The sequence below is a fragment of the Flavobacterium sp. genome, assembly GCF_035760125.1.
In the GTDB taxonomy this organism is placed as follows: Bacteria; Bacteroidota; Bacteroidia; order Flavobacteriales; family Flavobacteriaceae; genus Flavobacterium.
Map to the genome: position 1 here is coordinate 1 of NZ_DASTTN010000094.1, position 13,391 is coordinate 13,391.

Consider the following 13,391-nt stretch of genomic DNA (forward strand, 5'->3'; position numbering starts at 1 on the left):
GTATTTACGACTCCGTTTATGATTAAATATTCACTCCCTTTTTCAGAATATTTGGCACATAACTTACCCCGAAAATGGACCAAACGAATTGAACGCTATTCAGCCAGTACACAAGCGATAAAAACGGTTAGTTTATGGCAAACGGTTATTAATGCTTTTTTAATTCAGGTGATTGTGCTTGTCGTAATCATTCTTGCCGTCATCTTACTTTCGTCCCGTTTCATATTGCCTTTAGTTGAAGATTATCATTTGGGAAATACAATAGGAGCATTAATCACATTGGGGATAGTAGCTCCATTTTTGTGGGCGCTTGCTTTTCGAAGAGTCGCCACCAATGAAGTCGAACAATTAATGCTGGACCGCAAATCCCGTGGACCTTTGACGATGCTGTTTTTTATACGTATTGTGTTATCCATTTTCTTTATTGGTTTATTGCTAAATACTTTTTTCTCGCCAAAAATCGCTCTGATCGCATTCATAATTGCAGTGGTGATATATTTAATTTTTCAAAGAAAACTCCACATCCAGTACCATAAAATTGAAAATCATTTTCTAGCCAATTTAAACGACCGAGAAATTGCCAGAGCCAAAAGAAGCCGAAGTGATTTAACTCCCTGGGACGGTCACATGGCAATATTTGACATTGCGGCAGAATCCAATATAGCCGGCAAATCATTGAAAAACCTTCAAATGAGGGAAAATTTAGGAATTAATATTGTTTCAATAAAACGGGGTGACATAACTATACATATACCGAGCAGGAACGAACGTGTTTTTCCTGGAGACGAGATTTGTGTTATTGGAACTGATGCTCAAGTACAGGAATTTAAAAAATATTTAGATCAACACGAAATGGACGTTTCTCCAGAAGTTGTAGAACCTGACATTGTTTTGCGCCAAATCGAATTAAAAAATCACACCTTTATAGGTAAAAGCATCAAAGAATCTAAACTACGTGAAAAAACACAAGGATTGATTGTGGGTATCGAAAAAAGAGGAAACCGTGCTTTAAACCCAGAATCGAATGTCATTCTGGAAAAAGATGATATTTTATGGATTGTTGGGAACAAAAAACTATTGGCGGATTTGGCTCATGATTAAATTTTGCTTTTACAGATAATGCAAAAAAATCCTAACTCCTAGCTCCCTGCCAGTACAAGCGGAGAAACGACGGTTTTTTCACAGACTGCCGTTGGCGGCAATTTTAAAGAACATCTTAGTAACAATAAAAAATCTTTCAAAATTTATAAAGCAATGCAAACCGACAATTTATTAAAACAAGTAAGTTTCATAAAAGAGATTGACAAGTTGAAATACATTCAACGTAAAACTAAATTATTCAACAGCAACAGAAACGAAAATGACGCTGAACATAGTTGGCATTTAGCAATGATGACAATTGTATTAGCGGAACATTCGGACAAACCAATTGACGTTCTCAAAGTTTTGAAAATGGTTTTAATCCACGACATCGTAGAAATTGATGCAGGTGATGTTTTTCTTTACGACACTACACAAAGCCACACAAATACAGACGAAGAACTTATTGCAGCAGAACGAATTTTTGGGCTTTTACCGACAGAACAGGCAGAAGAATTTATTGCAATTTGGAAAGAATTTGAAGAAGGTATGACTGATGAAGCAAAATTTGCAAAATCGATGGACAGGTTTGAACCTTTGCTACAAAACACATCAAACAATGGCGGAACTTGGGCAGAATATAATGTGCCGTTTCAAACAGTTTACGATAAGAAAAAGGCAATTAAAGACGGTTCAACAACCATTTGGAACTATGCAGAGAATTTGATCAACGAAAGTGTGGAGAAAGGAATTCTAAAAAAATAATTGATTTATTTCTTCAAAGCTGCTCTGCGTGAGGGATTGCAGTGGAGCTCTTTTTTTATTCCTTTTTTTAAAGGGATAAAAAAAAGCGGGAACAGAAAGCCCGACCCGTAGTTTTTCACGAAGGGTCACGCCCAAAAAACATCAATAGTTGCAAAAACAAAAAAGGTGCAAGAACTGAATCCTGCACCTTTTTACTTTTTGACTTTCGTCTTATTTTATCTCGAATAATTCGGAGCTTCTTTTGTGATGGTCACATTATGTGGGTGACTTTCGTTGATACCACTAGCAGTAATACGAACAAAACGACCAGTTTCCTGCAAAGTAGCAATGTCTTTTGAACCGCAATAACCCATTCCGGCACGAAGACCACCAATGAATTGTTGCATACTTTCGTTCAACTCTCCTTTGTAAGGTACACGTCCAACAATTCCTTCCGGAACCAGTTTTTTGACATCGTCTTCCACGTCTTGGAAATAACGGTCTTTTGAACCTTCTTGCATCGCTTCAACAGAACCCATACCTCTATATGATTTGAATTTTCTTCCTTCAAAAATAATGGTCTCACCTGGAGATTCCATAGTACCGGCCAATAATGAACCTAGCATTACGCAATCTGCACCAGCGGCAATCGCTTTAGGAATATCCCCTGTGTAACGAATTCCACCATCAGCAATTACGGGAACTCCTGTTCCTTTTATAGCTGCAGCAACTTCAAGAACTGCTGAAAATTGAGGAAAACCAACACCTGCAACGATTCTGGTTGTACAAATAGAACCAGGTCCTATTCCAACTTTTACACCATCGGCACCATTTTCAACCAAATACAAAGCTGCTTCTGGAGTGGCAATATTACCAACGATTACATCAAGTCCTGGGAATTTGGCTTTCACCGCTTTCAATACATCAACCACACCTTTCGTATGTCCATGGGCTGTATCGATAATTACGGCATCAACTCCTGCATTTACTAAAGCACTTGCTCTTTCAACAGCATCGGCGGTAACACCCAAAGCGGCTGCTACTCTCAAACGACCAAATTTATCTTTATTGGCATTTGGTTTTTGAGTCAACTTGGTAATATCTCTAAAAGTGATTAAACCAACAAGCTCATTTTTATCATTTACTACAGGCAATTTTTCAATTTTATGACCTTGTAAAACTACTTCTGCTTGTTCTAGTGAAGTTCCTTCTGCAACTGTTACCAGATTTTGGCTTGTCATAACCTCAACAATAGGTCTTGAACCATTTTTTTCAAAACGTAAATCTCTATTGGTAACAATTCCTTTTAGAATTTTATTTTCATCCACAATTGGAATACCACCAATACCAAATTCTCTCATGGCACTTTTAGCATCAGCAACTGTAGAAGTCATTAATAAAGTAACAGGATCGATAATCATACCAGACTCAGCACGTTTTACTTTACGTACTTTAGCAGCCTGTTGTTCGATTGTCATGTTTTTATGCAAAACACCTATTCCGCCTTCTTGTGCCATAGCGATTGCCATAGAACTTTCGGTTACGGTATCCATAGCTGCGGATACAATAGGAACATTTAATGTTATATTTCTTGAAAATTTTGATTGGATACTCACTTCGCGTGGAAGAACATTCGAGTAATTGGGAACTAATAATACATCATCGTAGGTTAAACCCTCGCCGACAATCTTAGAGATATGTGCTTTCATGTTGCAATTTGTAGTTGAATTGCGTGCAAATATAGACAATCTTAAGCTAAAAAACACTTAAGTCCCCTGTTTTATTTTTAAATTGCATGGTAAAAATAAGTTAAAGTCTTATTTTATTTATAACTTCACCCCTTAATTATGTCAACAGCAAACAACTCTATTTCAGGATTAAACAAAGTTGAAGTTGAACAATCCAGAATCCAAAATGGTTTTAATTCCACAGACCATCAAAAGAAAAACCACCTACTTTTATCCATAACCGAAATGATAAAGGAACCGATGTTCTTATTATTGTTAACCGCTACCAGCATTTATTTTATAACCGCCGATTATGGAAACGGAATATTTATGGCTGTTGCCATTTTATTGGTATCGACCATTTCGCTCTACCAAGAATCCAAGAGCCGGAACGCCATTGAGGCCCTTCATAAATTAACACAACCCAAAAGCAAAGTCATTCGAAATGGAGAACTGATAGAAATTCCTTCTGAGGAAATTGTTTTGGGTGATTGTATTCAATGCGAAGAGGGAACCTTTATCCCCGCCGACGGAATCATCATTCAGTCAAACGATTTTTCGATAAACGAGTCGATAATCACGGGAGAATCATTATCAGTTTTTAAAAATGAAAAAAGCAAAAACAATCAAGTCTTTCAAGGAACAATTGTCGCCTCTGGATTGGCAATCTGCAAAGTAATAGCAATAGGAAATCAAACAGAATTAGGGAAAATAGGAAAAAGCCTGGACGACATTTCAGAAGAGAAAACGCCTTTACAGATTCAGATTGGAAATTTTGTCACCAAAATGTCTCTTATTGGTTTGGTTGTATTCCTTCTGGTATGGGGAATCAATTACTATAATTCAAAAATTGTTTTGGACAGTTTATTAAAAGCATTAACCTTGGCAATGAGTATTATTCCTGAAGAAATTCCGGTTGCATTTGCCACATTCATGGCTTTGGGCGCCTGGCGATTGATGAAAAGCGGAATCATTGTCAAACAAACCAAAACAGTGGAAACGCTAGGAAGTGCGACCGTGATATGCACAGACAAAACAGGAACCATCACCGAAAACAGAATGAGTTTGGCACAATGGTATTTATTGGAAGAAAACAGATTCAATGGAAATGGTAGTCTCAATGGCAATGAAAAAGACAACTTATCTATAAAGGAAGCGGAATTATTAAGTTTTTCCATGTGGGCCAGTGAACCGATTCCTTTTGATGCCATGGAAATTGCTTTGCACGAGGCTTACGCAAAAATTGGAATCAAAGACGAGCGTCCCAATTACAAAATGGTGCATGAATATCCTTTAAGCGGGAAACCACCAATGATGACCCATCTTTTTGAAAATAAAAATGGAGACCGAATTATCGCCACTAAAGGAGCTCCCGAAGCCCTAATTGCCTGTTCAAAATTATCCGAAAAACAAACCGTTCAAATCCTGAATGCAGTCCAATCTATGTCCGAAAAAGGGTATCGGGTTTTGGGAGTCGGTGCTACAAATTTTTTGGGAACTGATTATCCAAAAACACAGCAGGAATTTTTATTTGATTTCAAAGGGCTTGTCGCCTTTTATGATCCACCAAAGGCCAATATCAAAGAGGTTTTTGAAACTTTTTATAAAGCCGGAATCCAAGTAAAAATAGTCACGGGAGACAATGCCTTGACAACGGCAACGATTGCCAATCAAATTGGTTTTAGAAACTCTGGAAAAACACTAAACGGAGACGAACTCATGACCATGGACGAAGCCTCCTTGAGAGAAAAAGTTATGGAAACCAATATTTTCACCAGAATGTTTCCCGAAGCCAAACTAAAAATCATCAAAGCCTTAAAAGAAAACAACCATATCGTTGCGATGACTGGTGATGGCGTCAATGACGGTCCGGCATTAAAATCGGCGCATATAGGTATTGCAATGGGTAAGAAAGGAACCGAAATTGCCAAACAAGCGGCAAATTTAATTTTGATTGATGACGATTTTTCCAAAATGACAGAAGCCATAGCCATGGGGCGAAAAATTTACATCAACCTTAAAAAAGCCATTCGTTATATCATATCCATCCATATCCCGATTATTTTAATAGTATTTATCCCATTAGTTTTGGACTGGATATATCCGAATATTTTTTCGCCTGTCCATATCATTTTTCTGGAACTAATTATGGGACCTACCTGTTCCATAATCTATGAAAATGAGCCTATGGAACCCTATCTGATGAAACAATTGCCTCGACCTTTTACCAATACTTTTTTCAGTTTCAAAGAAATCACGATAAGTATTATACAAGGACTGGCAATCACACTAGGTCTTTTATTCATTTACCAGTACAGTGCAAAAAACGGATTTTCGGAAGATCTCACCCGAACTATGGTTTTCCTAACATTGATTTCGTCCAACATTTTCTTGACACTTGCCAATCGTTCCTTCTATTATTCTATATTCGAAACTTTAAAATACAAAAACAATTTAGTTTTACTTATTATTGGAATAACTCTGTTGATAACCGGTTTACTATTAATCATACCTCTATTCAGAACATTTTTTCAGTTTGAAAGCATTGCATTTTTACAAATTGGATTTAGCGTATTAATTGGATTCGTTTCTGTAGTTTGGATTGAAATTTTTAAATTTTTCAGAAGAAAAAAAGAGAAGTCAATTTCATAAATATTTTATTTGCTGCTTCCCCCTGAGATTATATTGAATCCTATTTGAAACGTGAGGGCATTTGCCTTGGAGAGATCGCTATAAGCCAAAAGGTTATTGGCCATTGCATAAAAATTAACTACACCAATCTTGGTTGTCAACCCCAAACCAATGTTTGAATAGGAATACGAATCGATAGTATATGTTGCTTTCATTTGTAATCCTTGAAGAAGTCTTCTCCTGTAATAGGTGGTCAATGCCAATATAGGAGCTCTAGGAGTTGACATTGCAAAAAGCTGTGCTCCAACCGCACTTCGATACCAGGAATCTTCGTCAGTTTCACAATTACATTCTGTTTGCCTTTCTTCTTCAAATGAATACTGAAATGAGGAATAAAATTTCAAAGGACGCTGAGTCTTGTACTTATTATATATGGTATCAAAAGGAATTGCATCTTTAAAATCCTGATAGGCATCATCTACCGTTCCATCTTCATTAAAATTGGTAATAACTCCCTTGAAAGCATAGTCTCCTTTGAATGTATAATCGACAACATCTTTCGTGTGGTTTATAAACCCAATATCCACCAAACTTGCTGTTATCTGAATGTTTTTCTCAGGATAATAAGTAAGCCCCAAATCTAAACCCAAACCTAAATTTCCACCTAAAAATGCTTTTTTTGGAATATCATCTCTTAAATCAGTTGCTAAATCACCTTCATAATTTTCGTCCAAATACTTAGCTGCGCCTGAAGTATTAAGCTGTAAATTGGATTTTATGACTTGATCGTAAATTAAATTTGAACCTTGATAGGTATAAAAGTATCCTGAATTATGGGTTGAAGTCGCATTAAAAATACTGGAATAAATTTTCCCTCGAATCCCAAGTATAAGCTTCTCATTAAGTTGTTTATTAAACCCTAAATGAAAAACAGAGAGCACTTCCGCTTTTGCACTCAAATCACCTAAATCAAAAGACTTACCTATATAATCTTTATTACCATACAATGACAAAATAGCCAAATCTTTTGGAACATAAATAAAGGAATCAAATTCTTGATACATTCCAAAAGAAACATACGACTTACTTTCTTCGCCATCTACTCTAAAACCAGCTGTAAATATTTCCAACTGTTGATTGGCTGTGATGTAATCGTTCCTACTGGTTGAGGCTAAAACATTTTTTACTTTGGTAGTAAAATCTACTCCATCATTTGCAAATAAGTTATAGGCATCAAATCCTGTTGACCCTACATTGGCCGATATTCCAGATAACAACGGCACTCCAAAGAACCATTTGTATTTTACATCAGCTCCAGGATTAAGTAATAAACTTTGAGGTTGAGGAGTGAAATTATATAAAACTTCTTTATTTTGGGAAAAACAATAAAAAGAAACCGACAGACATAAAAGGATCACTATTTTTCTCATTTTACGTCAAAATAAGCAGTTATACTTGAACTCAACTCTATTCTGCCTGGACTATCTGCTGTTAATGGCGGACCTGAACGCATCAAAATTGAAAAAACCATTTTGGTTGTTCGCTTCAAAATATCCACATTTGCAGCGGTAAATGTTTCTGTTTTTTCCACCAATACTTCCGTGCCGTTGTAGGTTGGTACATCCATTGTTATGGTATGAATAGGGGTATTATTTTTATCTAGAAGAATGACATTATAAACATAAGCTCTAGCTATTGTATTTTTAATTCTGAAATACAATTCGGTTTTCACCAAATCCTCTTCCACAAAGGAAGTATTCAAAAAATCGACATTAGATACATAAGAAAAGAAAGGCTGCTCAGTTCCGTTTATAATAAAACTAGGAGCTTTTACTTCAAAATAAGCAAGATTTGTCGTAAAAACTGGCTGGGTATTAAAATCATTAACTTGATTGAAATCCAAATCGCTGCTACACGAAAAAGTACATAATACCAATGTAATTATTATAATAATTCTATTGCAAAATCTGTGTTTCATATCATTGTCACATTAATTATAGCACAACTTTAAACGGTCAACTAAACGTAATTAAAGTAACGACAAAAAATTGAAATTATTAAAATTTACCACTTTTTAACACAGAACTATTTTCAATGAAATTCACCAAATATTTTTGAAGCTTCATTATAGGCACTTTCAAAACTCATTGGACTGCAATTGGTATTTTCTTTTTGAACGGTAAAATAAGAGAGTAATTTTTCCGTAGGCATGTTACCAGTCAATTTATCTGTAGCCATGGGACATCCTCCAAAACCTTGAATTGCACCATCAAAACGGCGACAACCTCCTTTATAGGCTGCATCAATTTTCTCCAACCATTTATCTGGTGTCGTATGAAGATGGGCTCCAAATTCAATTTGAGGATATTGAGGAATCAAATTAGAAAATAAGTAGTCAATTACCTCTGGAGTAGAACTTCCTACAGTATCGGAAAGGGATAAAATTTTCACTCCCATTCCTGCCAATTTTTCGGTCCATTCTGCTACTATTTCGACACTCCAAGGATCTCCATATGGATTCCCAAAACCCATTGAAAGATAAGCAACCGTCTCCTTATTGGTCTTATCGGCAAGATTTAAAATCTCATCCAATGTCACCAAAGATTCTGCTATTGTTTTATGCGTATTTCGCATTTGAAAATTCTCGGAAATCGAAAAAGGAAAACCTAAATATTGAATAGCGTCATGTTCAGAGGCAAGTGTTGCTCCTTGTGAATTGGCAACAATAGCCAATAATTTACTTGTTGTTTTGGATAAATCAAGTTGCGCTAAAACTTCGGCAGTATCTTGCATTTGAGGTATGGCTTTCGCCGAAACAAAACTCCCAAAATCAATGGTATCAAAACCTACACGCAATAAAGATTGTAAATAAGCTACCTTTCTTTCGGTAGGAATAAAAGCTTTTATGCCTTGCATAGCGTCTCGTGGACACTCAATAATTTTTATTGACTTCATAACCTCCAAATATATAAAAAAGGTTTTGAGTTACAAAGAAAGAAAAATCGTTATCCTACTATTTTTTTGACAAAATTGCTTTATTTATTTTCTTTACCAACGCTGGCCCTTCATAGATAAAGCCCGTATATAATTGGATTAGACTAGCGCCAGCTTCTAATTTTTCTAAGGCATCCTCTGCAGAATGTATTCCTCCTACTCCAATAATTGGAAATGCTTTATTACTTTTTTGAGACAGAAAACGAATCACTTCAGTAGATCTTGAAGTTAACGGTTTTCCAGATAACCCTCCTGTTTCAGTTTGATTGCAAGAACTCAATCCACTTCGAGAAATTGTAGTATTGGTTGCAATTACACCTGCTATCTTAGTTTCTTTTACAATATCAATAATATCGAGTAATTGCTCATCGGTAAGATCTGGAGCAATTTTAAGCAGTACCGGTTTTTGCTTTGGCTTTGCCAAATTCTTATTCTGCAAAGTTTGAAGTAATTGAGTAAGCGGCTCTTTTTCCTGTAATGCCCTAAGATTTGGCGTATTAGGAGAACTTACATTGACAACAAAATAATCCACATAATCATATAAGGCATCAAAACAAATCTCGTAATCCGAAGTAGCATCTTCGTTTAGGGTCACTTTATTTTTTCCAATATTTCCTCCTATAAGAACGCCGTTATTTTTCTTTAATCGCTCAACTGCTTCCAGAACACCTCCATTGTTAAAGCCCATTCTATTGATGATTGCCGAGTCCTCTTTTAAACGAAATAAACGTTTTTTCTCATTCCCAGGCTGACCTTTTGGAGTAAGTGTCCCTATTTCTATAAAACCGAAACCTAAATTAGATAGTTCTTTATATAACGTAGCGTCTTTATCAAAACCAGCTGCTAAACCTACAGGATTTTTAAACTTTAAACCAAAAACTTCCGTTTCTAATCTTTTGTCGTTTACTTGATATAAAAATCTGAAAAGTGATGGAAATCCTGGAATTTTTGAAACTATTCTTATTAAGGAAAAAGTAAAGTAATGCACTTTTTCAGGGTCAAAACAAAAAAGAATAGGACGTATAAAAATCTTGTACATAGTTCGAATATTGGTTGGCACAAAAGTAAAGAAATGTTTTTAGTTTTAAGGTATAGAAATGCGTTTAAAGCCGTCCATTTGTTAAAATATCGAACTAAATTCACATTAAACTAAATTCATTTAGACGCAAAAAAAAATAAAAAACGACACATTAGCATCGCTTTTTATTTTTACCAACCAATTAACAATTAAATTTTACTTTGGCAAAGCAGCATTTATAGCCGCTTTATCTATATACTGAATAACTCTATCCACTTTATCATGCGAATCAAAATGATAATCTGTATGTATCCACTGGGTCATTTCTTTTCCTTTTCTATACTTAGCCGTTGTTTTGTACCAAGCAAGCAACCAAACACCTTTAGCTTCAACGCTTTGAGGTTTATTTACCATAATAGGCAAAAATATGGCATCACTAAACTTAATGGTTTCAATTACATTTGCTCTTCTTTGCTTCCAATAAGATGCTATTGCTGGTTTTCCCACCAAGCTATCTCCACTATTCCACACATAAACTGCACTATCGGCATAGATTTCCATCCAACTGTCCATATCACCTTTTTCCATGGCAGCCAACGTCTTCTTACCAATTTCGACGTATTTAGGATCGGCAAACTCAGCAGGCTTAGCAACAGTATCAGTAGCAGTAACTTCCTTATCCATTTCTTTGGATTCTTCTTTTTTACAACTCACGATTAGGAAAAAACAACAAACAATCAATAGTTTTTTTTTCATAGCTTAAATATTTAAAGTGTCAAAATATCTAGATTAAGCTATCTTTAGAAAGGGCACATAAATTTAATTAAAAAACCAATAAGTTTACTTAAAATTTAAAAATAAATTAACTGATTTTCAATTTTTTACATTAAATATTTTAACCCTAATAGAAATCATTATTAATCTCATTTTGAGACAAAAATTAAAGCTTTTTTTTACAAGGCCATCAATTTGGACTGGGATAAACTTTGATGTGTTTTTGATGGGATTTTTCAAATAAGAAGTGAAGCCGTGTTAAACTATATTTGGAATTCATAGTTAGAACCAAATATAATTCTGTTTATGTTAAAAATAATAACCTTCATCATAATGTGGATTAGCTCGCTTTTTTTTGCATCTATTTATGCACAAGTAAGTCCCAAAAGAGGAGTTGCCTATGGAAACCACTCCGTTGCAGATTTGAATACCTTAAAGCCAGGGATTTCTTGGTGGTATAATTGGTCTGCTGAACCTGAATCTGCCGTAAATGCAAGTTACGAGAGTTTGGGAGTAGAATTTGTGCCTATGGCTTGGGGAAAAATAAATAATCCAGATGCTTTCATTGCAACCATAAAACCTGGAGCCAGATATTTATTGGCTTTTAATGAGCCTAACTTTAATGATGGTTCACGGTTAACACCACAAGAAGCAGTTAATTCCTGGCCAAATATTGAAAAGATAGCTGCCGCAAAAGGGTTGGAAATTGTGAGTGCCTCACCAGCCTACAATGGCCCTTCCAATTATGGAGGATATCAAAGCCCAATTGCTTGGCACGATGAGTTCTTTCGTCTTTGTCCAACTTGTAAAGTAGATTATATTGCTTTCCATACCTACGATGATACATCTGCATCAGTAATTGGAGTTACTGAAGGATTAAAAAAATACAACATCCCTATTTGGGTAACCGAATTTGCTAACAGAGTAGTACAATCAGCCACGGAGAAAACCAATTTCATGAAAGAGATTGTAACCTCTTTTGAAAATGACCCTGACATTTATCGTTATTCATGGTTTACCTGTAGAGTTCCTTCGAATTGGACCGATATGTTGGAAGGTCAATTGCTTGGTGCCAATAGCGGAGAAATCAGGCCTATAGGAACTAGCTATCTTAACGTTCCCTATACTTCCAAAAAAATGAATGTGCCTGGTAGAATTACAGCAAACAAACATTACCGCCGCAAAGGAACAGGTTTACAAAACACTACAGATGGAGGCACGACCCAAAATGTATGTTTTACAGATGCTGGTGACTGGGGAGAATACATGATAAATGTTGCCAAAAGCAGTTCTTATAAAATGACTTTTCGAGTAGCATCCTTAATTCAAGGTAAATTTGACATCAGCCTGAATGGCGTCATTATAAAAACGGACGAAACTTTTGAAGCTACTGGAGGCCTACAAAGCTACACCGACAAAATAGTTTCTGGAATCAACTTGCCACAAGGAGAAAACTACATTAAGATTCTTTATAAATCAAAATTTAATTTTAATTATATTGATGCAGTTGACGAAAATAATCTTGGAATTAATGATGAAATCTTAGAAAACAACTTGGATGTTTTTTATCCAAATCCTTTCACAAACGAAGCAACATTTCAAATTAAAAGCACAACTACTGAACCGATTCTTCTTAAAATAATTGACATGAAAGGTACGGTTTGTTTTTCCAGCAATGATTTTTATACCAATCAAAAAATAACTATTGGTAACCATTTAGCAAGTGGAATTTACACAGTAATTGCCATTTATGAAAATACACAGAAAACATTCAAAGTGATTAAAAATTAAAACAATCACTTTTTTTTCTAAATTAGATGGCTTAAATAATGAGCCATGCAAAAGTTAAGCAAAGAAGATATCAGTCAGGAAATTTTTGATCTATACGATGACTACGCTCACAACAAAATCGAGAGAAGACAATTCATCGAAAAACTGTCCTTGTTTGCAATAGGTAGTGTAACCGTCCCGTCTCTTCTTAGTTTTATGACCCCTAATTATGTGGATTCTATTTTAATCAAGCCAGATGACCCAAGAATAAAATCAGAATATATAACTTATCAATCCCCAAAAGGAGGCGGAGCAATCAAGGGTCTTTTATCACAACCAACACAAACCAAAAAAAAATTACCTGGAATAATTGTTGTTCATGAGAATCGAGGACTCAATCCTTATATCGAAGATGTAGGAAGAAGAGTAGCTATAGAAGACTTCATTACTTTGGCTCCTGATGCACTATCTCCACTAGGAGGCTATCCCGGAAATGATGATGCGGGAAGAGAACTTCAAAAGAAACGCACCCGAGAAGAAATGCTTGAAGACTTTATTGCGGCCTACGAATATCTAAAATCACATAAAGACTGCAATGGTTACGTCGGTGTGGTAGGTTTTTGTTTTGGAGGTTGGATTGCCAATATGATGGC

General features: G+C 35.5%; 11 protein-coding genes. 5 read left to right on the forward strand and 6 right to left on the reverse strand.

The window, feature by feature from the left end; genetic code table 11:
- Both VFS71_RS03830 and VFS71_RS03835 read left to right on the forward strand, forming a co-directional pair.
- The coding region (locus VFS71_RS03830) for a TrkA C-terminal domain-containing protein (RefSeq protein ID WP_326399473.1) at positions 1-1,101 on the forward strand (1,101 nt) is incomplete at its 5' end.
- A 153-nt stretch (positions 1,102-1,254) separates the two neighbouring features.
- The gene (locus VFS71_RS03835; protein WP_326399474.1) at positions 1,255-1,845 is read left to right on the forward strand and encodes an HD domain-containing protein; all 591 of its coding nucleotides are present in this window, start codon (positions 1,255-1,257) and stop codon (positions 1,843-1,845) included.
- 215 nt (positions 1,846-2,060) lie between these two features.
- Here VFS71_RS03835 and guaB read toward each other — a convergent pair whose 3' ends face one another.
- The gene (gene guaB, locus VFS71_RS03840) at positions 2,061-3,533 is read right to left on the reverse strand and encodes an IMP dehydrogenase (RefSeq protein ID WP_326399475.1); all 1,473 of its coding nucleotides are present in this window, start codon (positions 3,531-3,533) and stop codon (positions 2,061-2,063) included.
- A gap of 138 nt (positions 3,534-3,671) precedes the next feature.
- On the opposite strand from guaB, the gene VFS71_RS03845 reads away from it, so the two are divergent.
- The gene (locus VFS71_RS03845; RefSeq protein ID WP_326399476.1) at positions 3,672-6,203 is read left to right on the forward strand and encodes a cation-translocating P-type ATPase; all 2,532 of its coding nucleotides are present in this window, start codon (positions 3,672-3,674) and stop codon (positions 6,201-6,203) included.
- Between the two features lie 5 nt (positions 6,204-6,208).
- On the opposite strand, the gene VFS71_RS03850 is transcribed toward VFS71_RS03845, so the two are convergent.
- From VFS71_RS03850 to VFS71_RS03870, 5 genes are all read right to left on the reverse strand, one after another.
- A complete protein-coding gene (locus VFS71_RS03850) occupies positions 6,209-7,612 on the reverse strand; it encodes a DUF5723 family protein (RefSeq protein WP_326399477.1) in 1,404 nt (467 codons plus the stop codon).
- Complete coding sequence (locus VFS71_RS03855; RefSeq protein WP_326399479.1) at positions 7,609-8,160, reverse strand: hypothetical protein; 552 nt, start codon at positions 8,158-8,160, stop codon at positions 7,609-7,611. Before VFS71_RS03855 ends, VFS71_RS03850 begins: the two co-directional genes overlap by 4 nt.
- A 113-nt stretch (positions 8,161-8,273) precedes the next feature.
- Positions 8,274-9,137, reverse strand: a complete 864-nt coding sequence (locus VFS71_RS03860; protein ID WP_326399480.1) for a hydroxymethylglutaryl-CoA lyase — start codon at positions 9,135-9,137, stop codon at positions 8,274-8,276.
- A 58-nt stretch (positions 9,138-9,195) separates the two neighbouring features.
- Positions 9,196-10,215 (reverse strand): quinone-dependent dihydroorotate dehydrogenase, encoded by a 1,020-nt coding sequence (locus tag VFS71_RS03865; RefSeq protein WP_326399481.1) that lies wholly within the window; start codon positions 10,213-10,215, stop codon positions 9,196-9,198.
- Between the two features lie 195 nt (positions 10,216-10,410).
- Complete coding sequence (locus tag VFS71_RS03870) at positions 10,411-10,950, reverse strand: nuclear transport factor 2 family protein (protein ID WP_326399483.1); 540 nt, start codon at positions 10,948-10,950, stop codon at positions 10,411-10,413.
- 324 nt (positions 10,951-11,274) lie between these two features.
- Here VFS71_RS03870 and VFS71_RS03875 point away from each other — a divergent pair, with 324 nt between their 5' ends.
- Together VFS71_RS03875 and VFS71_RS03880 are read left to right on the forward strand one after the other, a co-directional pair.
- Positions 11,275-12,759, forward strand: a complete 1,485-nt coding sequence (locus VFS71_RS03875) for a glycosyl hydrolase (protein ID WP_326399485.1) — start codon at positions 11,275-11,277, stop codon at positions 12,757-12,759.
- A gap of 45 nt (positions 12,760-12,804) precedes the next feature.
- A partial coding sequence (locus VFS71_RS03880) for a dienelactone hydrolase family protein (protein WP_326399486.1) occupies positions 12,805-13,391 on the forward strand: 587 nt, incomplete at its 3' end.

Excerpts from the sequence above, each read along its gene's own strand:
- VFS71_RS03870 (WP_326399483.1), bottom strand. The coding sequence starts at position 10,950 with ATGAAAAAAAAACTATTGATTGTTTGTTGTTTTTTCCTAATCGTGAGT.
- VFS71_RS03855 (WP_326399479.1), bottom strand. The coding sequence starts at position 8,160 with ATGAAACACAGATTTTGCAATAGAATTATTATAATAATTACATTGGTA.
- VFS71_RS03845 (WP_326399476.1), top strand. The coding sequence starts at position 3,672 with ATGTCAACAGCAAACAACTCTATTTCAGGATTAAACAAAGTTGAAGTT.
- VFS71_RS03865 (WP_326399481.1), bottom strand. The coding sequence starts at position 10,215 with ATGTACAAGATTTTTATACGTCCTATTCTTTTTTGTTTTGACCCTGAA.
- VFS71_RS03850 (WP_326399477.1), bottom strand. The coding sequence starts at position 7,612 with ATGAGAAAAATAGTGATCCTTTTATGTCTGTCGGTTTCTTTTTATTGT.
- guaB (WP_326399475.1), bottom strand. The coding sequence starts at position 3,533 with ATGAAAGCACATATCTCTAAGATTGTCGGCGAGGGTTTAACCTACGAT.
- VFS71_RS03875 (WP_326399485.1), top strand. The coding sequence starts at position 11,275 with ATGTTAAAAATAATAACCTTCATCATAATGTGGATTAGCTCGCTTTTT.
- VFS71_RS03835 (WP_326399474.1), top strand. The coding sequence starts at position 1,255 with ATGCAAACCGACAATTTATTAAAACAAGTAAGTTTCATAAAAGAGATT.
- VFS71_RS03860 (WP_326399480.1), bottom strand. The coding sequence starts at position 9,137 with ATGAAGTCAATAAAAATTATTGAGTGTCCACGAGACGCTATGCAAGGC.